This is a genomic window from Pseudomonas lopnurensis (assembly GCF_015070855.1).
Lineage (GTDB): Bacteria > Pseudomonadota > Gammaproteobacteria > Pseudomonadales > Pseudomonadaceae > Stutzerimonas > Stutzerimonas lopnurensis.
Genome location: NZ_JADDIX010000092.1, coordinates 1 through 19638, shown reverse-complemented (window position 1 = coordinate 19638; position 19638 = coordinate 1). Strand labels below are relative to the sequence as shown.

The 19638-nt window shown below is 65.0% G+C and carries 13 protein-coding genes and 2 pseudogenes; 2 read left to right on the top strand and 13 right to left on the bottom strand.

Annotated elements, in window-relative coordinates; all coding sequences use genetic code 11:
• Positions 1–59: 59 nt before the first annotated feature.
• The 6 genes and pseudogenes from rarD to fadD2 all read right to left on the bottom strand — a co-directional run bounded on the left by rarD (position 60) and on the right by fadD2 (position 10887).
• Complete coding sequence (gene rarD / locus IN820_RS19075; RefSeq protein ID WP_193682471.1) at positions 60–953, bottom strand: EamA family transporter RarD; 894 nt, start codon at positions 951–953, stop codon at positions 60–62.
• A 59-nt stretch (positions 954–1012) separates the two neighbouring features.
• Positions 1013–5101, bottom strand: coding sequence for an ATP-dependent RNA helicase HrpA (gene hrpA, locus IN820_RS19070; RefSeq protein ID WP_193682470.1), 4089 nt, complete (start codon positions 5099–5101; stop codon positions 1013–1015).
• A 180-nt stretch (positions 5102–5281) separates the two neighbouring features.
• The gene (locus tag IN820_RS23035; RefSeq protein WP_408005251.1) at positions 5282–6037 is read right to left on the bottom strand and encodes a methyl-accepting chemotaxis protein; all 756 of its coding nucleotides are present in this window, start codon (positions 6035–6037) and stop codon (positions 5282–5284) included.
• A 102-nt stretch (positions 6038–6139) separates the two neighbouring features.
• Positions 6140–6967, bottom strand: a pseudogene (locus IN820_RS23030) (cache domain-containing protein); the annotation flags it as partial.
• Between the two features lie 315 nt (positions 6968–7282).
• Positions 7283–8974 (bottom strand): long-chain-fatty-acid--CoA ligase FadD1, encoded by a 1692-nt coding sequence (gene fadD1, locus IN820_RS19060; protein WP_193682468.1) that lies wholly within the window; start codon positions 8972–8974, stop codon positions 7283–7285.
• Between the two features lie 224 nt (positions 8975–9198).
• Positions 9199–10887, bottom strand: a complete 1689-nt coding sequence (gene fadD2, locus IN820_RS19055; protein ID WP_193682467.1) for a long-chain-fatty-acid--CoA ligase FadD2 — start codon at positions 10885–10887, stop codon at positions 9199–9201.
• 327 nt (positions 10888–11214) lie between these two features.
• Between fadD2 and IN820_RS19050 the strand changes: the two genes are divergently transcribed.
• Entirely contained in the window at positions 11215–11685 is a 471-nt protein-coding gene (locus tag IN820_RS19050; RefSeq protein ID WP_193682466.1) for a MaoC family dehydratase, read from the top strand.
• A gap of 117 nt (positions 11686–11802) precedes the next feature.
• On the opposite strand, the gene ccoM is transcribed toward IN820_RS19050, so the two are convergent.
• The 4 genes from ccoM to IN820_RS19035 all read right to left on the bottom strand — a co-directional run bounded on the left by ccoM (position 11803) and on the right by IN820_RS19035 (position 13266).
• A complete protein-coding gene (gene ccoM, locus IN820_RS22890; protein ID WP_313026498.1) occupies positions 11803–11916 on the bottom strand; it encodes a cytochrome c oxidase subunit CcoM in 114 nt (37 codons plus the stop codon).
• A 270-nt stretch (positions 11917–12186) separates the two neighbouring features.
• On the bottom strand, positions 12187–12348 hold the full coding sequence (locus IN820_RS19045; protein WP_193682465.1) for a hypothetical protein: 162 nt from the start codon (positions 12346–12348) through the stop codon (positions 12187–12189).
• Positions 12345–12953 (bottom strand): alpha-ketoglutarate-dependent dioxygenase AlkB family protein, encoded by a 609-nt coding sequence (locus IN820_RS19040; protein ID WP_235989200.1) that lies wholly within the window; start codon positions 12951–12953, stop codon positions 12345–12347. The genes IN820_RS19045 and IN820_RS19040 overlap by 4 nt, the downstream gene beginning before the upstream one ends.
• A gap of 16 nt (positions 12954–12969) precedes the next feature.
• Complete coding sequence (locus IN820_RS19035; protein WP_193682463.1) at positions 12970–13266, bottom strand: aspartate-semialdehyde dehydrogenase; 297 nt, start codon at positions 13264–13266, stop codon at positions 12970–12972.
• 143 nt (positions 13267–13409) lie between these two features.
• Here IN820_RS19035 and rapA point away from each other — a divergent pair, with 143 nt between their 5' ends.
• On the top strand, positions 13410–16259 hold the full coding sequence (rapA, locus tag IN820_RS19030; protein WP_193682462.1) for an RNA polymerase-associated protein RapA: 2850 nt from the start codon (positions 13410–13412) through the stop codon (positions 16257–16259).
• A 481-nt stretch (positions 16260–16740) separates the two neighbouring features.
• Here rapA and IN820_RS19025 read toward each other — a convergent pair whose 3' ends face one another.
• The 3 genes and pseudogenes from IN820_RS19025 to IN820_RS19015 all read right to left on the bottom strand — a co-directional run.
• Positions 16741–17646 (bottom strand): CHAD domain-containing protein, encoded by a 906-nt coding sequence (locus IN820_RS19025; RefSeq protein WP_193682461.1) that lies wholly within the window; start codon positions 17644–17646, stop codon positions 16741–16743.
• 117 nt (positions 17647–17763) lie between these two features.
• Positions 17764–19029, bottom strand: coding sequence for an Hsp70 family protein (locus IN820_RS19020; RefSeq protein ID WP_193682460.1), 1266 nt, complete (start codon positions 19027–19029; stop codon positions 17764–17766).
• A gap of 296 nt (positions 19030–19325) precedes the next feature.
• A pseudogene (locus IN820_RS19015) lies at positions 19326–19638 on the bottom strand (hypothetical protein); the annotation flags it as partial.

The window sequence follows — 19638 nt, the reverse complement described above, 5'->3', positions numbered from 1 at the left end:
GCCGTCGCCCATAGCCGCCGGCGGGGACGCCGAGTCCATGCCCGCGAACACAGGGCATGTCAGGCCCGGGACTTGCGCAGCGCGCCGAGGCCTTCGATGACCAGCACCACGATCGCCAGCCAGATCGCGCCATAGGTCAGCCACTGGTCGTGGGCGATGCTCTCCCCCAACAGGATGGCCACCACCACCAGCAGCACCGGCTCGACATAGCTGAGCAGGCCGAAGAGGGTCAGGCTGAGGTGTTTGCTGGCATTGATCATCACGCCCAGCGCGAGTGCACTGAGCGCGCCCAGCCCGGCGATCAGGAGCAGCAGCCTGGGGCTGACGGCGAGCAGCTGCAGGGTGTCGCTGTCGGAAAAGGCAAACAGCGCGGCGATGGGCAGGCTGATGACGAGGTCGAGCCAGAGGCCACCGAGGTTGGCCGTGCCGAGCCAGCGGCGCAGGACGAAGTAGGCGGGATAGCCGAGGGCCACGGCCAGCACCGGCCATGACAGCGACGAGGCCAGCAGCAGCTGGTTGCCGACGCCGACGGCGGCGAGCAGGCAGGCCAGGCGTTGCAGGCGGCTGATCGCCTCGCCGAAGACCAGGCGGCCGGTGAGCACCAGCGTCAGTGGCAGCAGAAAGTAACCGAGCGAGACGTCCAGCCCATGGCCGTTGATCGGCGCCCACATGAACAGCCAGAGTTGCATCCCGACCAGTGCCGAGGACAGCGGCAGCGCGAGCCACAGCCGCGGCTCGGCAGGCACGCGTGCCAGGATCTGGCGGACCTCTCCCCAGCGGCCGATGGCCAGCAACAGCAGCGCCAGGCAGGGTGCGGTGAGTAGGATGCGCCAGCCGTAGATCTGCTGGCCGTTCAATGGCGCGAGCAGCGAGGTGTAGTAGTACAGCGTGGCGAAGAGCGTCGAGGCTCCGAGCGAGCCTGCCACGCCTGTCATACGGTTCCGGCTGTCCATAGGCTTCCTGCAAATCAGAACGTAATGACCGTACGGATACCGAGACCGCGCCCCTGCTGTCAGGGCTCGACCTGGCTCCACTGTTTGTTCAGGCGCTTGTCCGATACCGCCATCTTCGTTCCCAATTGCTGGGCCCACAGCGAGACGCGATATTCCTCGAGCATCCAGCGGTAAAGCGCCAGCTCGGCATCGCGCTTGCCTTCCTGCAGGTGTTTCTTCAGACGCGCCTGGTATTGCTCCCAGTAGCCGGCCAGCTCGCCCGACCAGACCCGATCACGCTGCAGCTGCGCGCCGATCTTCTCGAAGCGCTGCTCGACCGCCTTCAGGTAACGGGGGTATTCCTTCAGCCACTCGGCGGGCGTCTCGCGGACGAAGCCGGGATAGACCAGGTTGGCGAGCTGCGCCTTGATGTCATTGAGCGCAACGGCCTGGGCCAGGTCGATCCTGCCCTTGAAGCGCTTCTGCAGGCCATGCCAGTGCTTGAGGATTTCCAGCGTCAGGCGCGCCAGGCGTTCGGCATGCGCGGCCCAGTCGCCACGCTTGCGCTCGGCCAGCGAGGCCAGCGCGGCACCGTCACGCGGCAGTTGGGTTTCGCCGTCGAGGATGCAGCTGTCCAGGCTGGCCAGCAGGATGTCCTCGACCAGTGCATCGACCTTGCCCATGTCGCGATAGAGCAGGCCCAGTTCGGTGAGCCCCGGCAACTTGTTGCGCAGGTACTTGGCCGGTTCCGCCAGCTGTTGCAGCAAGAGACGCTGCAGGGCGCGGCGATGCTGCCACTCGGCCTCGGCCTGGGTCGGGAAGCGCCCTTCCTTGACCACTCCAGCCTCTTCCACCAGTGCCGGATAGACGGTCATCGACAGCCCGGCCATCTTCGCCAGGGCTTTCTCGGCGACCTGAGCGAAGCCCTTGGCCTCGACCGGCTTCTGCTCGGCCTTGTGCGGCGGTGGCGCCAGGGCGGCCTGGCTGGCTTCGGCGAAGCGCGCGGTGAGCTCGGCCAGGTCACGGCCCTCACCGAGGTGCTTGCCGCGCGCATCGACCACTTCGATGTTCATCTTCAGGTGGCTGTCGAGCTGGCTGGCCGCTTCGCCCCAGGCCTCCTCCGGCACGCGGGCGCCGGTCATGCGCAGCAGTTCGCGGCCCAGCGCATCAGGCAACGCGCCTTCGCCGAAGGTAATTTTTGCCAGCGCCGCGCCGACGAAATCCGGCACCGGCACGAAGTTCTTGCGCAGCGCCTTGGGCAGGTTGCGCACCAGCGCCACGGCCTTGGTTTCCAACAGCCCGGGCACCAGCCAGTCGAGCCGTTCGCTGCGCAATTGCGGCAACAGCGGCGCCGGCACGCGCAGGGTCACGCCATCGCGCGGGTGGTTGGGTTCGAAGTGATAGTCCAGCGGCAACTGCAGCTCGCCGATGCGCAGGTGGTCCGGGTACTGCGCGGCGGTGACTTCGCTGGCCTCGCGGGCGAGCACGTCCTCCTCGCGCATGATCAGCAGTTGCGGGTCTTTGGCGCTTTCGCGCTTGTACCAGTTCTCGAAGCTGGCGGTCTGGTAGATGTCCGCCGGCAGGCGCGCGTCGTAGTACTCGAACAGGGTTTCCTCGTCGGCGAGGATGTCGCGGCGCCGCGCCTTGGCTTCCAGCTCGTCGAGGCGTTCGAGCAGTTCGCGATTGGCGCTGAGCGCACGGGCGCGGCTGTGCATCTCGCCGCGCACCAGCCCTTCACGGATGAACAGTTCACGCGCCGCCGGCGGATCGATGGGGCCGTAATGCACCGGCCGACGGCCGACGACGATCAGTCCATAGAGCGTCACCTGCTCATAGGCCACCACCTGGCCGCGCTTCTTTTCCCAGTGCGGCTCGAAGTGGTTCTTCTTGATCAGGTGGCCGGCGAGCGGCTCGATCCAGTCGGGCTCGATCCTGGCGACCATGCGCGCGAACAGCTTGGTGGTTTCCACCAGCTCGGCGGCCATCAGCCAGTTGGGCTTCTTGCGGCCGATCACGCTCGACGGATGCACCCAGAAGCGCCGCTGGCGCGCACCGAGGAAGTCGCCTTCCTCGGTCTTGTTGCCGATCTGGCTGAGCAGGCCGGCGAGGATCGCCTTGTGCACCGCGGCATAGCTCTTGGCTTTCTGCGCGGCTTCGCTGGCCTCGGCCTGTTGGGCGAGCTTGGCGTTGAGCTTCTTGTCGGTGGTTGGCGCCAGGTTGGCGTCGGCGGGCTCTTCGTAGGAGCGAGCTTGCTCGCGAAGCTTTCCAGTGGAGGCCTGTTCGCGAGCGAGCTCGCTCCTACTGGTGTTTCCGCCGTCTTTGCGGTCGGTGTTGAGCTTGAGCTCGCGCACGATCAGCGTCAGCTGGCGATGCGCATCCCGCCATTCGCGCAGGCGCAGGTAGTTGAGGAAATTCTTCCGGCACCAGCTGCGCAACGGGTTGGAGCCCAGCGCCTGGCGCTTTTCCTCGAAGCCGCGCCAGAGGTTGATCAGTGCGGCGAAGTCCGAATCCGGGTCCTTCCACTGCGCATGGGCCTGGTCGGCGGCCTGCTGGCGGTCGGCCGGGCGCTCGCGCACGTCCTGCACCGAGAGTGCGCTGGCGACGATCAGCACTTCGGCCAGGCTGCCCTGCACCGCGCCTTCCAGCAGCATCCGCCCGAGGCGCGGGTCGATCGGCAGACGCGCCAGCTGGCGACCGAGCGGGGTCAGCTGGTTCTCGCGATTGACCGCCGAGAGCTCCTGCAACAGGTTGAAGCCATCACTGATGGCCTTGCCATCCGGCGGCTCGATGAAGGGGAAATCCTGGATGTCGCCCAGGCGCAGGTGCAGCATCTGCAGGATCACCGCGGCCAGGTTGGTGCGCAGGATCTCCGGATCGGTGAATTCCGGTCGACCGAGGAAATCTTCCTCGCTGTACAGGCGGATGCAGATACCCGGCTCGACCCGTCCGCAGCGGCCCTTGCGCTGGTTGGCGCTGGCCTGGGACACCGCCTCGATGGGCAGGCGCTGGACCTTGGCGCGGTAGCTGTAGCGGCTGATGCGCGCGGTGCCGGAGTCGATCACGTAGCGGATGCCCGGCACGGTGAGCGAGGTTTCGGCGACGTTGGTGGCCAGCACGATCTTGCGCCCCGGCCGCGGCTGGAAGATTTTCTGCTGCTCGGCCGGCGTCAGCCGCGCATACAGCGGCAGCACCTCGGTGAACTTCAGGTTGGCCTTGCGCAGCACTTCGGCGGCATCGCGGATCTCGCGCTCGCCGGGCAGGAACACCAGCACGTCGCCGGGGCGCTGGCCGACGCTTTTTTCGTGGGCGGCGATCTCGTCCAGCGCGGCGAGAATGCCCTGGTCGACGGTCAGGTCGTCCTCGATGCGGTTGCCGTCCTCGTCGATCTCGGCCGCCAGCGGGCGATACCAGGTTTCCACCGGGTAGGTACGCCCGGACACCTCGACGATGGGCGCGCCGTCGAAATGCTGGCTGAAGCGCTCAAGATCGATGGTCGCCGAGGTGATGATGACCTTCAGGTCAGGCCGGCGCGGCAGCAGGGTCTTGAGGAAACCCAGCAGGAAGTCGATGTTCAGCGAACGCTCGTGGGCCTCGTCGACGATGATGGTGTCGTATTTTTCCAGGAAGCGATCATGCTGCGTCTCGGCCAGCAGGATGCCGTCGGTCATCAGCTTGATCAGCGAGCGCTCGGTGCTCTGGTCCTCGAAGCGCACCTGATAGCCGACCAGTTCGCCCAGCGGCGTGGCCAGCTCTTCGGCGACCCGCGTGGCGACACTGCGCGCCGCCAGGCGGCGCGGCTGGGTGTGGCCGATCAGCCCGTGCACACCACGACCGATTTCCAGGCAGATCTTCGGCAGCTGGGTGGTCTTGCCCGAGCCGGTTTCACCGGCGATCACCAGTACCTGGTGCTTTTCCAGCGCGGCCTTGATCTCGTCGCGCTTGGCGGCGATGGGCAGCGCATCGTCGTAACGGATGGCCGGCACGCTCTGGCGGCGCGCCTCGACCTTGGCAGCCGATGCCTGGAAGCGTTCGAGCCACTGGGCGAGCCTGGCCTCGTCGGGTTTCTTCCTCAGCTCGTGCAGCTGCCGGCGCAGGCGGTGGCGATCAGCGAACAGGGCCTGGTCGAGATTCTTCAGCAGGGTATCGATAGCGGGCGTTGCGTCGGTCATGGACAGCCGTGGGGCAATTCGTGAAGGGCGCGATTGTCGCAGATTTGCCCGGCCGCCGCGGCATCGGCCGTCGCAACAGTGCCATGCACGTCCATCGGGCCGTACCACCGGGTGGGTTTCGATGCAGGCCGGCGCTGACCGCGGCGACAGGCGTTGCACCTGCCGCCGATGGTCGCCGAATCAGATGCGGAACTGGCCCACCAGTTTCTGCAGGCGCTCGGCCAGGTCGTTCAGCTCGCGCGAGGTTTGCGCGCCCTGTGCCGCATCGCTGGCCACGCCATCCACTGCATCGGCAATGTGATGCACGCTGCGGTTGATCTCCTCGGCCACGGCGGTCTGCTCCTCGGCAGCCGCGGCGATCTGTGCGTTCATCGAGTTGATGGTGCCGATCAGCGTGGAAATGGCGTCCAGCGATTCGCCCGCCTGGTTGGCCTGCTCACGCGTGCTTTCGCCCTTCTCTCCCGCGCTCAGCATGGTGGCCACGGTGCTCGAGGTTGCGCTCTGCAGCCGATCGATCATGCTCTGGATCTCGCCGGTGCTCTGCTGGGTACGGCTGGCCAGTGCCCGCACCTCGTCGGCGACCACGGCGAAACCGCGCCCGGCCTCACCGGCGCGCGCCGCCTCGATGGCCGCATTGAGCGCCAGCAGGTTGGTCTGCTCGGCGATGGCGCGAATCACGTCGAGTACGCCGACGATGCCCTTGACGTCCTGCTGCAGGCCGTCCAGCGACTCGCCGCTGCCGCGCAGTTCGCCGACCAGTTCATGGATCTGGCGGATGCTCTGGTCCACCACGTGCTTGGCTACCACACCCTGCTGGTCAGTCTGCTGCGCCGCCTCGGCCGCACGCTGGGCGCTCATGGCCACTTCGTGGGCGGCAGCGGACATTTCGTTGATCGCGGTGGCAACCTGATCGGTCTCGCTGCGCTGGTCGCCCATGGCCCGTTCGGCACGTTGTGCCTGGCTGGCCACGGCGCCGACCAGCCCGGTGAGCTGGGTGGTGGTGCCGGCCACCTGCTGCACCAGCGAGTGGATCTTGTCGACGAAGCGGTTGAACGAACTGGCCAGCTCGCCCAGCTCGTCCCTGCTGGTGATCGGCAGGCGCTGGGTCAGATCGCCTGCGCCCTGGGCCATGTCGTCCAGGTTGTGCTTGATCAGCAGCAGCGGACGCAGCAAGGCGTTGCTCATGAATACCGCCGTCAGTGCGATCAGCACCAGCAGGGCCAGTGCCGACCCGAGCATGATCGCTATCAGGCCATCGATGCGCCCCTGGAACTCCTCGCGGATGGCCTGGACGTCACGCTCGACGCCATCCAGATTGAGTGACGTACCGAACACCATCTTCCACTTGGGCAGGAACTCGGCATAGCCGACCTTGGCTACCAGCTCGCTGCTGTCACCGAGAACGAAGCTGTAATCGACGTAATGACTGCCGTCCTGGCCGGCCCTGACCAGTTCGCGGATGGCATAGACACCATTGGGATCACGGTAGTCATGGAAGCTCTGGCCGATCTTGTCCTTGGTGTTGCCCTGCAGGATACGCACGGCCTGGGTGTCGTAGCCCCAGAAGTAACCATCCTTGCCGTAGGACATCCGCTCGAGAATGGCGACCGCCTCGTCACGTGCCCTCAGATCGCCTTCGGCGGAACGCGCGTAGATCGGGCCGATGGCGTTGCCCGCCAGCTCGACGTAATGCTTGAGCTCGGCGCGGTGGGCCCGGATCAGGTTCTGTCGGGTCTGCGCTTCCTGCTCTTCGGCGAGACTTTGCAGGGTGTAAGCAGTGACCCCGCTCAACAGGATGGCCAGAAGCAGGATCGGCCCCAACGCAAGCACCAGGAGTTTGGATCGCAGACGCAGATCAGGAAGCATGTGTTCGCACCAGAAGAAGGACAGAGACTGAAAGTGACGAGTAATGACGCCTTTACAGCGTCAATTTATCGTTACACATGTTTCGGCTGCCCCCAGGTTTTCTTTACCGCTGTTCGGCGACTTCTCGCAGAACGAGGCAAGCAGGCGTGCGGCGACACGAAACTGCCGCCCAGCAAACGGTATAGCCAGTGCTTTGCGCACCAAAGCAAACGCCCCGACAGCTGCCGGGGCGTTTGTTGTCACTGCTGACCAAGCAGACTGTTTGCACGCCGTCTGCGAAGAGGGCTTTCATCATCGCGCGCGAATGTGCGCGGACTACTGCTTGTGACCGAGCTTGCGCAACTCCTCGTCGCGCAGCTCGCGACGCAGAATCTTGCCGACGTTGGTGGTCGGCAGGCTGTCGCGGAACTCCACGGCTTTCGGCCGTTTGTAGCCGGTCAGGTTGTCGTGCATGTGCTGCATCACCTGCTCCTTGGTCAGGCTCTCACCCGGCTTGACCACCACGAACAGCTTGATCGCCTCGCCGGACTTCTCGTCAGGCACGCCGATGGCGGCGCCCTGCAGCACACCCGGCAGGTTGGCCAGCACGTCTTCCAGCTCGTTGGGATACACGTTGAAGCCGGACACCAGGATCATGTCCTTCTTGCGGTCGACGATACGGATGTAGCCATCCTGCTGGACCACGCCGATGTCGCCGGTCTTGAACCAGCCATCGGCGTCGATCACCTCGGCGGTGGCCTCCGGCCGCTGCCAGTAGCCCTTCATGACCTGCGGGCCCTTGATGCACAGCTCGCCGATCTCGCCCTGCGCCAGGTCCTGGCCATCGTCGTTGACGACCTTGAACAGCGTCGAAGGCACCGGGATGCCGATGGTGCCGAGCTGGATGTGCTCGATCGGATTGACCGAAGCCACCGGGCTGGTTTCGGTCAGGCCGTAGCCTTCGCAGATCGAGCAGCCGGTCACCTGCTTCCAGCGCTCGGCGGTGGCCAGCTGCAATGCCATGCCGCCCGACAGGGTGACCTTGAGCGCGGAGAAATCGAGCTTGCGGAAGTCCTCGCTGTTGCACAGTGCGACGAACAAGGTGTTGAGCCCGACGAAGCCGCTGAAGCGGTACCTGGAAAGATCCTTGATCATCGCCGGCAGGTCGCGCGGATTGGTGATCAGAATGTTGTGGTTGCCGCTGAGCATCATCGCCATGCAGTGAAAGGTGAAGGCGTAGATGTGATACAGCGGCAGCGGCGCGATGAGCACCTCGCTGCCTTCATCGAGGTTCGAGCCCATCAGCGCCTTGCACTGCAGCATGTTGGCGACGATGTTGCGGTGCGTCAGCATCGCGCCCTTGGCCACCCCGGTGGTGCCACCGGTGTACTGCAGCACGGCGACCTCGTCGCTGCGCGGCGCGGCGTCGCGTACCGTCTTGCCACGCCCCAGGGCCAACGCATCGTTGAGCTTGACGGCCCTGGGCAGGCTATACGCCGGCACCATCTTCTTCACGTGCTTGACCACGGCGTTGACCAGCAGGCGCTTGAGCCCCGCCAGCATGTCGCCGACTTCGGTGATCACGACGTGCTTGATGCCGGTTCTGGGCAGCACGTCCTCGGCCAGGTGCGCCATGTTGGCCAGGCAGACCAGCGCTTTGGCGCCGGCGTCGTTGAACTGATGCTCCATTTCCCGCGCGGTATACAGCGGGTTGGTGTTGACCACGATAAGCCCGGCGCGCATGGCGCCGAAGACCACGATCGGGTACTGGATCAGGTTGGGCAGTTGCACGGCGATGCGGTCGCCGGGCTGAAGATCGGTGTGGTGCTGCAGGTAGGCCGCGAATTCGCCGGAAAGCCTGTACAGCTCGCCGTAAGTCAGGGTCTTGCCGAGATTGCTGAAGGCTGGTTTGTCAGCGAAACGCTCGCACGATTGTCTGAGCACAGCCTGGATGTTCTGGTACTCGTCGGGATCGATCTCGCTTGCGACCCCGACAGGATATTTATCCTTCCAGAAGTTATCGGTCATGAACCCCACTCCTAAGCAACAGCTTTCCACTGAACACAATGGCAGCCGTTTTGTTGTGATTTGTTAACTTTTGTACCGCTATTCGGGCAGAAAGTGGGTCTGAGGTTATCAGCTTTGCATCGGAGCGAATAGAGCCCGAACAGGCAACAATCGACACAAAGTGACCAGAACACCCAACACGGTCACTATCATGCGGCTGTCGCCCGAACGCACGCGCAGCCCCCTCAGGCGATGTCGCGCAACTCCCGACGCAGGATCTTGCCGACCGGAGTCATGGGCAGCGAGTCCCTGAACACGTAGTGCCTGGGCATCTTGTAGCCGGTGAAGTTCTCCCGGCAGTAGGCCTGCAGCTCCTCCTGGGTCAGGCTCGGGTCGCTCGGCACGACGAACAGCTTGACCGCCTCGCCGGATTTCTCGTCCGCCACGCCGATGGCCGCGCAACTGGCCACCTTCGGATGCGCCATGACCACATCTTCGATCTCGTTGGGGTAGACGTTGAAACCGGAAACGATGATCAGGTCCTTCTTGCGGTCGACGATGCTCACGAAGCCGTCCTCGTCGATCACCGCGATGTCGCCGGTCTTCAGCCAGCCCTCTTCGTCCAGCACCTCGGCGGTGGCATCCGGGCGCTGCCAGTAGCCCTTCATCACTTGCGGCCCCTTGACGCAGAGCTCGCCGCGCTGGCCGAGCGGCAAGACGTTGCCGGCGTCGTCGATGACTTTCAGCATCGTGCCCGGCACCGGCAGGCCGACGGTGCCCAGGCGCGACTGCTCGCCGTGCGGATTGGCACAGACCACCGGCGCGGTTTCGGTGAGGCCATAGCCCTCGACCACGGTACAGCCGGTCACGCTCTTCCAGCGCTCGGCCACTGCCGAAACCAGGGCGGTACCGCCGGAATTGGTCCCCTTGAGCGCGGAAAAGTCGATCTTCTTGAAGTCCGGGTGCGACATCAACGCGACGAACAGGGTGTTGAGCCCGAGGAAACCGGAGAATTGCCAGCGCCGCAACTCCTTGACGAAGCCATTGATGTCCCGCGGGTTGGTGATCAGCACGTTATGGTTGCCGGTAACCATCATGCACATGCAATTCACGGTGAACGCGTAGATGTGGTACAGCGGCAACGGCGCGATCATCACCTCCTGGCCTTCGCGAATGACCGGATGGCCGTCTTCGCCGAGCTGCTGCATGTTGGCCCGCACCTGCTGCATGTTCGCCACCAGGTTGCCATGGGTCAGCATCGCGCCCTTGGCCACGCCAGTGGTGCCGCCGGTGTATTGCAGCACCGCGACGTGATCGAGCTCCAGCGGCGCGGGCCTGTGGCTATGGCGTGCGCCGTCGCGCAGCAGGTCCTTGAAGGCAACCGCCTGCGGCAGGCGGTATTGCGGCACCATCTTCTTCACGTGCTTGACCGCGGTATTGACCAGAAGGCCTTTGAGCGGCGGCAGCATGTCGCCGATCCGCGCCTCGATCAGATGCTCGATTTCGGTATCCGCCAGCACTGCCTGCACGTGGTGGCCGAAGGTATTCAGATAGACCAGCGCGCGGGCGCCCGAATCCTGGAACTGGTGGCGCATTTCCCGAGCGGTGTACAGCGGGTTGGTGTTGACGACGATGAGGCCGGCACGCAACGCACCGAACACCGTGATCGGGTATTGCAGCAAGTTGGGCATTTGGATCGCGATGCGATCGCCCGGCTGGAGATCGGTATGGTGCTGCAGCCAGGCGGCGAACGCCGCGGAGTAGCGTTCCAAGTCAGCGTAGCTGAGGGTGACCCCCATATTGCTGAAGGCGGGTCGGTCCGCATGGGCCTTGCAGGCGCGCTCGAACACCTCTACCACCGAGCGGTACGTGCCCAGGTCGACGTCGTTGGGTACGCCGGCGGGACGTTTGTCATTCCAGAATTCAGGCTGCATTGTTATTGGCCTCTTTACCTGAGAGTGTCTGGCCCACGCCAGGGTCCGTTGCCGTTCCGGCGCAACCGCGAACGAAACGTCAACAGACCCTAGGGGCTGTCGCGAACTTATCAGTTCGGCGTTGGCACGCAACACCCGCACGGCGTAATCACTGATGTGAATCTTTCGTCACGGCAGGCGCGCGTCCTGCGTTGGGACAAGTCGCCCGCATGCCTCTAGAATGCAGCCGCAGCGCGCAGGCAAAGCGATACGGGTGTCGGCGCATTTACGCATTCGAACCAGCCGGGCGCGGTGCAAGTGATCCGGCTTCAGACCCGAGGAAACTCCATGAGCAGCATCAGCAATACGCCTTACTCCGCGCTGGAAGTCGGCCAGACGGCGAGCTTCGAGAAGACTGTCGGCGAGCGCGATATCCAGCTCTTCGCCGCGATGTCCGGCGACCGCAACCCGGTGCATCTGGATGCCGACTTCGCCGCCGGCACTCCGTTCAAGGAGCGCATTGCCCACGGCATGTTCAGCGGAGCCCTGATCAGCGCGGCCGTGGCCTGCACGCTGCCGGGCCCAGGCACCATCTATCTGGGGCAGACCATGAAGTTCACCCGCCCGGTGAAAATCGGCGACACCCTCACCGTACGCCTGGAAATCCTCGAAAAGCTGCCGAAGAATCGCCTGCGCATCGCCACGCGGGTGTTCAACCAGAACGATGAGCAAGTGGTCGATGGCGAAGCGGAAGTGCTGGCCCCGCGCAAGCAGGAAACCGTGGAGCTGAAGGAGCTGCCACCGATCACCATCGGTTGATCCGCAGCAGTGCTCGCCATGCCAGCCCAGGCATGGCGGCCAACGAAGAAAAAAAGTAAAAAAAAAGGCGACCAGAAGTCGCCTAAATGCCTTGCGTGCCCTTGTGTCTGTCGGGAATCAGCCCTTTTTCTTGTGCGCATCCCGCCAAACGAAATATCCGAAACCTACGAAGAAGGCGACCATCAGGCCGACTGTGACTACCCCTGCGAGCACCACATTATCGACAAACATGAAACTCACCTCCCAACCATTCAATGTCCGATGGCTGCAAGTTAAACCGGCTCATGCCGGAAAAAATTGACCAGGGTCAATGGCCCGAAAATGCTCGCGCAAAGGGCATGCAACGACTGATCTGAGTCAAGAAAACAGGGGTATTGCGGAGGAAGTTGGCGCGAAAAAAAGCGCCACTCAAAAATGGAGGCGATCAAGGCAGGGAAATCGATCGCGAAAAGGAATGAAACGGCGCCGTCAGATGCCCCGCTCGCATCGCGATGCCTGGACTCATTGCTTTCTGGATTTGCCCTTGCCTTTCTTCTTCGCCTTGCCCAGCGGCAACGCCTGTTCGAAGGCCTGGCGCATCTCTTCGAGGCGCTTGTCTTTTAAATCATGGATGCGCTTGCTGCGCTCGGCGCTGAAATCGATCAGCTTTTCATCACTGCTCATGGATACGGACTCGGATGGATCAGGCGAAAGGTCAGATTCAGCCGCGGCATCGGGGCTCTGCGGGTACGGGGGATCTGGTGCTGCCAATGATGCTGGGTCGCCCCGCTCATGACCAGCAGCGAACCATGACCGAGCTCGAGGGAGTGTTCGATGCGGCTGCCGCCCTTGCGCCGCAGATCGAAACGCCGCACCGCCCCCAGGCTCAGCGAAGCCAGCAACGGCTCGCGCCCCAGCTCCGGCTCGTCATCGCTGTGCCAGCCCATGGCATCCTGCCCGTCACGATACAGATTGAGCAACACACCATTGAACCGCCCGTCGACTTCGACCTGCAGGCGCCGGCGGATTTCCTCCAGCAGCGGCGTCCATGGCCGCGGCTCGTGCAGCAGGCCGGAATAGCGATAACGGGCCGCGGCATCGCCATACCAGGCCACCAGCCGCGGTACCGCCAGGGTACGGCCGTAGAGCCTCACCTGCGGCTGCTCCCAGGGGGTTTCGTCGATCAGGCGACGCAGCCAGACGTCGGCCGTTGTGCGGTCCAGCCAGTGCGGCAGGTAGCGCAGCTCGGCATCGATCAGGTCGATCGAGGCATGCGGGTCGGTGATCATGGACGGCTTCGACGGCTCAGACTTCGACATCCACCCAAAGCCCCTGGCGCGGCAGCTCGTCCAGTTCCGCCTGATCGTCCTCGGCCGTGTCGCCTGTGGCCAGCTCCTCGGCCGAGTAGCCACGGCGTTGCCGCCGGCGCTGCTCGTCACGCAGCATCTGCTCGGCTTCCTGCGGGTGGCGCCGATCGAGGCTGACGGCGCTTTCGCCGGAGCTCGGCTGCACCGGTGTCACGGGGGCGATGTCCGGGCGCGGCTTGACCACGTCCTGCTGGGCAGTCACCTGGATAACGCCTGATGGAATGGGTGGCAGCATGCTCGTTCCCTCTTGAGCGCTTGATCGGCCGGACACCGTTCAACTTTAGCAGGGCCGCTACACTTCAACCGGGCCCGTATCGGACGTCGCTCTCGCCACGACGTTCCGTTAACATAGCCGGCTTTTTCACAGCGGGAGGCAGCATGGCGCAGCAGTATCTACCGGGGCAACGCTGGATCAGCGACAGTGAGGCGGAACTCGGACTCGGAACCATCCTGACCCAGGATGGGCGAATGCTCACCGTGCTCTATCCCGCCACTGGTGAAACCCGTCAATATGCGACCCGCAGCGCCCCGCTGACGCGCGTACGTTTCGTTCCCGGCGACGAGATCACCCACTTCGAAGGCTGGAAAATGACCGTGCGCGAGGTCGACGACGTCGACGGTCTGCTGGTCTACCACGGCCTCACCGCGCAGAACGAAGCCCGCACCCTGCCGGAAACCCAGCTGTCCAACTTCATCCAGTTCCGCCTGGCCAGCGACCGCCTGTTCGCCGGGCAGATCGACCCGCTCAACTGGTTCAGCCTGCGCTACCACACCCTGCAGCACCAGAGCGCCCAGCTGCAATCGACGCTGTGGGGCCTGGGCGGCGCGCGCGCCCAGCCGATCTCCCACCAGTTGCACATCGCCAGGGAAGTCGCCGACCGCATCGCCCCGCGCGTACTGCTGGCCGACGAAGTGGGCCTGGGCAAGACCATCGAGGCCGGCCTGATCATCCACCGCCAGCTGCTCTCCGGCCGCGCCGCCCGCGTGCTGATCCTGGTCCCGGAAAATCTCCAGCACCAGTGGCTGGTGGAAATGCGTCGCCGCTTCAACCTGCAGGTGGCGCTGTTCGACGATGAACGCTTCATCGAGAGCGACGCCAGCAACCCCTTCGAGGATGCCCAGCTCGCCCTGGTCTCGCTGGACTGGCTGATGGACGACGAGCGCGCCCAGGATGCCGCCTTCGCCGCCGGCTGGGACCTGCTGGTGGTGGACGAGGCGCATCACCTGGTCTGGCACCCGGAAAACGCCAGCGCCGAATACAAGCTGGTCGAGCAACTGGCCGAAGTCATTCCCGGCGTCCTGCTGCTGACCGCGACGCCCGAGCAGCTCGGCCAGGACAGCCACTTCGCCCGCCTGCGCCTGCTCGACCCCAATCGCTTCCATGACCTGGAGGCCTTCCGTGCCGAGAGCAGCAGCTACCAGCCGGTCGCCCGGGCGGTGCAGGAACTGCTCGACGAGGGCCGCCTGTCGCCGGAGGCGCACCAGACCATCCATGGTTTCCTCGGAGCCGAAGGCGAAGCCCTGCTCGCCGCCGCCACCGATGGCGACACCGCGGCCAGCAGCCGGCTGATCCGCGAACTGCTCGATCGCCATGGCACCGGGCGCTTGCTGTTCCGCAACACTCGCGCCGCCGTACGGGGCTTCCCCGAGCGCCAGTTGCATCCCTATCCGCTGCCCTGTCCGGCCGAATACCTGGAGCTGCCGCTGGGCGAGCATGCCGAGCTCTATCCGGAAGTCGCCTTCCAGAGCCAGCGTGACGAGGGCGAGGCGGCGGATCGCTGGTGGCAGTTCGATCCTCGCGTCGAATGGCTGATCGACTCCCTGAAGATGCTGAAGAAGTACAAGGTGCTGGTGATCTGCGCCCACGCGGAAACCGCGCTTGACCTCGAGGACGCCCTGCGCGTGCGCTCCGGCATCCCCGCCACGGTGTTCCACGAAGGCATGAGCATCCTCGAGCGCGACCGCGCCGCCGCCTATTTCGCCGACGAAGAATTCGGCGCCCAGGTGCTGATCTGCTCCGAGATCGGCAGCGAAGGCCGCAACTTCCAGTTCAGCCACCACCTGGTGCTGTTCGACCTGCCGGCCCACCCGGACCTGCTCGAACAGCGTATCGGCCGCCTCGACCGCATCGGCCAGCAGCACATCATCCAGCTGCACGTACCGTACTTGGAAACCAGCCCGCAGGAACGCCTGTTCAAGTGGTATCACGAAGCGCTGAATGCCTTCCTCGCCACCTGCCCCACCGGCAATGCCCTGCAGCACCAGTTCGGCCCGCGCCTGCTGGCGCAGTTGGAAGAAGGTGACGACGACGCCTACCAGCGACTGATCGACGAAGCCCGCGCCGAGCGCGAACGCCTGGAAGCCGAACTGCACAGCGGCCGCGACCGCCTGCTGGAACTCAACTCCGGCGGCGGCGAACAGGGCAAGGCGCTGGTCGAAGCCATCGAGGAACAGGACGACCAGTTCGCCTTACCGATCTACATGGAGCAGTTGTTCGACGCCTTCGGCATCGACAGCGAAGACCACTCGGAAAACGCCCTGGTGCTGCGTCCCAGCGAGAAGATGCTGGACGCCAGCTTCCCGCTGGGCGACGACGAGGCAGTGACCATCACCTACGATCGCGAACAGGCCCTGGCCCGCGAGGACATGCAGTTCCTGACCTGGGAGCATCCCATGGTGCAGGGCGGCATGGATCTGGTGCTGTCCGGTTCGATGGGCAACACCGCGGTGGCGCTGATCAAGAACAAGGCGCTCAAGCCCGGTACCGTACTGCTGGAACTGCTGTTCGTCAGTGAAGTGGTGGCCCCGCGCGCATTGCAGCTGAGCCGCTTCCTGCCACCGCTGGCGCTGCGCTGCCTGCTGGACGGCAACGGTAACGACCTGGCCGCCAAGGTCGCCTTCGAGACCCTCAACGACCAGCTCGAAAGCGTGCCGCGCGCCAGCGCCAACAAGTTCGTCCAGGCCCAGCGCGACGTGCTGGCGGCGCAGATCTCCGCCGCCGAAGCCAAGGTCGCTCCGCGCCATGCCGAGCGTGTCGCCGAGGCCCAGCGTCGGCTCAAGGCCGACCTGGAAGAAGAACTGGCGCGCCTGGTGGCACTGCAGGCAGTCAACCCCAGCGTGCGCGACAGCGAGATCGACGCCCTGCGCAAGCAGCGTGAAGAGGGTCTGGCGGCGCTGGACAAGGCGGCCCTGCGGCTGGAGGCGATTCGGGTGTTGGTCGCCGGCTGACACGTAGGTTGGGTGGGGCCGCCGAGGTTGAGCGCAGCGAAGCCCAACGAGCACGGCATCCGGCAAGGCATTCGAAATGCCGGTGACGGACACTGTGGGCCGAGACCGTGAGATCCCGTTGGGCTTCGGCGCTGCGCGCCTCAACCCAACCTACTTCCACTGAGACCTAACATGCGCATGGATACGCCCCGTGCTCGACCAGGCGCCGCACTCGCGTGGATGGCTTCGGCCATCCACCCTACGTTCTATGCCAGCACCGTAGGGTGGGCTTCAGCCCACCAAAGCCGCCCCGCCGGCGAAACATCGCCCCGAGGGCGGGCCTTCCACAAAAGCAGCCGGCCCGCACCGAGCCGGTGGGAGGCGCGCCCTCGCGGCGCTGCGGGCCGAAGGGCTGCCAGCTTGAAGCTTGAAGCTTGAAGCTTGAAGCTTGAAGCTTGAAGCTAAAAAGCATCGCCCCGCACATCTTTCTCAAAACAGCCGTTCAGCCACGCTCGGCGCGAGCGATGCCCCAGTAGGCTTCCATACGCGCCACCAGCGCCTTCGGCGGCTCGGCATAGAGCCGCCGGCCACGGGCGAAGGCGGACGCCCGCAGCTCGGCGCGGCGTTCCTCGATCAGCGTCGCGATCCGTTCGCGTGTTACCGGCTCGCCGAACAGTGCCGGCTCGGCCACGAGCAACTGGCGCATCATCGCCAGGTCATGGTCGTCGCCCAGATCGTCGGCCAGACGCTTGAGCTGCTTGCACCGGCAGTCAAAGGCTCCCGGCCAGCACGGCGCGAGCAACTGGCTGTGATACCACTGGTCCTTCACCCGTTTGCGCCATTCGTGCAGGCCTTCATCGCCGGGGTCGCGCTGGGCGCGGGCGAGATCCCGGCGCCCCTCGCGATAGCTGCGCTCCAGACCCGCTTCCAGCAGGGCGAAGCCCTTGCCGTCGAGCGGCCAGTCGTCCACCCGCACGGCCAGTTCGCGCAGTTGCCGCAGTGCCTGTTCGATGCTCGCCTCGAGCGCGCCGTCGTCTGCGGCCGGCTCGGCCCGCTGGGCCAGGCGCTGACGCACCTGCTGCAGCGGCTCGCAGGCGAAGACAGCGCGGTGCGCCTCGGCCAGCGCATCCCAGCTTTCCAGCATGGCGGTGGCTTCGCGCGACTCGGACAGCGCGCGACCGAGATCGCGCACGCAGCGGTTCTCGCGCGCGAAGGCGCCGCCCAGCGGCTCGCGCACCAGGCGCAAGAGCGCGCGCAGCTCCTTGAAGCGCTTGCGCGCCTGGTGCACGCCTTCGGCCCGCTGCGCGGCCGGTAGCGCCAGCGCCCGCATCGCCTCGCTGATGCGGTCCAGCGCGGCCTTGCGCACTTGCTTGGCGGCGTTGCGTCGAGGGCGTATTCGGTAGGCCATGATGACTTCCCCTTGGAGAAGGCCGCTCAAGCGCAGCGGCGGTCCGGGACAGGCTAAGCCCGCCGACGACGAACCGATGTGAAGTTTGTGTGACAGCGGATTTCACCGCTATCCGCCTCAGCCGTAGCGTTTGCGCGCCTCGATGGCCAGGCCGCTGCCGATGCTGCCGAAGCGGTTGCCTTCGACATGGCGCGCCCGTGGCAACAGTTTGGCGACACTGTGACGCAGCGCCGGGATGGCGCTCGAGCCGCCGGTGAAGAACACCGTGTCGACCTCGTCGTGACGCATGCCGGCGTCGGCCAGCAACTGCCCGACGCTGGCACCGATGCGTTCGAGCAGTGGCGCGATGGCGCTTTCGAAGGCAGCGCGGGTCAGCTCGGCGCGCAGCCCCGGCTCGATGCGCTGGAAGTCGATGGGATAGCACGGCCGTTCGGTCAACTCGATCTTGCCCTGCTCCACCTGCATCGCCAGCCAGTGCCCCGCGCGCTGTTCGATCAGACGGAACAGCCGGTCGATGCCGGTGGGGTCGACGATGTCATAGCGCATGCTCTGCAGCGCCCGTTGCGAGGCCCGCGCGTAGACTGCATTGATGGTGTGCCAGGTCGCCAGATTGAGGTGGGTACTGGTGGGCATCGGCGCATCGCTCTTCATCCGGCTGCCGTAGCCGAACAGCGGCATCACGCCCTGCAGACTGAGCTGCTTGTCGAAATCGGTGCCACCGATGTGCACGCCGGCGGTCGCGAGAATGTCCGACTGCCGTTCGTCGATGCTGCGCCGCTCGGGCGACAGCCGCACCAGGGAGAAGTCCGAGGTGCCACCACCGATGTCGACGATCAGCACCCGCTCCTCCTGCTCGATGCGCGATTCGTAATCGAACGCCGCAGCGATCGGCTCGAACTGGAAGGAGACGTCCTTGAAGCCGATCTTGCGCGCCGCGGCCGCCAGGGTATCCGCCGCCTCGCGGTCGGCCTGCGGGTCGTCGTCGACGAAGAACACTGGCCGCCCCAGCACCACCTCCTCGAACGGCCGCCCCGCCGCGGCCTCGGCGCGCTGCTTGAGCGTACCGAGGAACAACCCGAGGATTTCCTTGAACGGCATGGCGCTGCCGAGCACGGTGGTTTCGCTTTTCAGCAGCTTGGAACCCAGCAGGCTCTTGAGCGAGCGCATCAGCCGGCCTTCGTAGCCTTCCAGGTATTCGCCCAGCGCCTGACGGCCGTAGACCGGCCGGCGCTCCTCGGTATTGAAGAACACCACCGAGGGCAATGTCGGCTGCTCACCCTCCAGCGCGATCAACGGATCGACGCCCGGCCGCCACCAGCCGACCGTGGAATTGGAGGTGCCGAAGTCGATGCCGCAGGCGCGGGCGGGAGAAGCGTTTTGCATGGTGCGTACCGGACTGCGAAAAAACGGCCGCGCAGTGTAATGGAGGTCGCGCGCGGATGCAGGCCAGTTGTCGTATTGGCGGTGAGATAAATGGGTCTTAGGGGCTAGTGGCCTGTTTGGTTAGTTTGTTAACTCACTGAGCATTATGTTGTAGGAGCCAGCTTGCTGGCGATCCGGCGATGGTGGTCGGGATCGCCAGCAAGGACTAGGTGCCCCCAAGCTCTTACGCTCGAAGGCTCTTGCGCTTCTCCCGAGTCGAGGCAACGCATGAATAAACGAACTTCCAAGACAGTCCACTAGCGATGAGCGTTATCGAAATCGACAGCCTTGGGCGTAGCCTGAATGCCTTTCGCTTCCTGGCTGCGGTAGTAGCTCCCGATGCTCAAGCCGGGGTCGATCCTGGCTTGGAGGATGCAGGGCCGTTGTTGCCAGGGATAGGCGGCCAGCTTTTCCCGCAGGCGTTTACCGTCTTTACGCTCCCAGGCTTTGGCATCGCTGTCGCGCCAGTAACGCGGTGGGCGGTTGGTCGCTGCATCGTGGGCGGCGGTCAGCGGATCGAGGTGGCGGCTCTGCTCCAGGATGGGCATGTCCGGCAACGGTTGCTCGACG

What these genes read in the sequence shown, in the direction of transcription:
- rarD (WP_193682471.1), bottom strand. Translation starts at nt 953, where the DNA reads ATGGACAGCCGGAACCGTATGACAGGCGTGGCAGGCTCGCTCGGAGCC.
- hrpA (WP_193682470.1), bottom strand. Translation starts at nt 5,101, where the DNA reads ATGACCGACGCAACGCCCGCTATCGATACCCTGCTGAAGAATCTCGAC.
- IN820_RS23035 (WP_408005251.1), bottom strand. Translation starts at nt 6,037, where the DNA reads ATGGGCGACCAGCGCAGCGAGACCGATCAGGTTGCCACCGCGATCAAC.
- fadD1 (WP_193682468.1), bottom strand. Translation starts at nt 8,974, where the DNA reads ATGACCGATAACTTCTGGAAGGATAAATATCCTGTCGGGGTCGCAAGC.
- fadD2 (WP_193682467.1), bottom strand. Translation starts at nt 10,887, where the DNA reads ATGCAGCCTGAATTCTGGAATGACAAACGTCCCGCCGGCGTACCCAAC.
- IN820_RS19050 (WP_193682466.1), top strand. Translation starts at nt 11,215, where the DNA reads ATGAGCAGCATCAGCAATACGCCTTACTCCGCGCTGGAAGTCGGCCAG.
- ccoM (WP_313026498.1), bottom strand. Translation starts at nt 11,916, where the DNA reads ATGTTTGTCGATAATGTGGTGCTCGCAGGGGTAGTCACAGTCGGCCTG.
- IN820_RS19045 (WP_193682465.1), bottom strand. Translation starts at nt 12,348, where the DNA reads ATGAGCAGTGATGAAAAGCTGATCGATTTCAGCGCCGAGCGCAGCAAG.
- IN820_RS19040 (WP_235989200.1), bottom strand. Translation starts at nt 12,953, where the DNA reads ATGATCACCGACCCGCATGCCTCGATCGACCTGATCGATGCCGAGCTG.
- IN820_RS19035 (WP_193682463.1), bottom strand. Translation starts at nt 13,266, where the DNA reads ATGCTGCCACCCATTCCATCAGGCGTTATCCAGGTGACTGCCCAGCAG.
- rapA (WP_193682462.1), top strand. Translation starts at nt 13,410, where the DNA reads ATGGCGCAGCAGTATCTACCGGGGCAACGCTGGATCAGCGACAGTGAG.
- IN820_RS19025 (WP_193682461.1), bottom strand. Translation starts at nt 17,646, where the DNA reads ATGGCCTACCGAATACGCCCTCGACGCAACGCCGCCAAGCAAGTGCGC.
- IN820_RS19020 (WP_193682460.1), bottom strand. Translation starts at nt 19,029, where the DNA reads ATGCAAAACGCTTCTCCCGCCCGCGCCTGCGGCATCGACTTCGGCACC.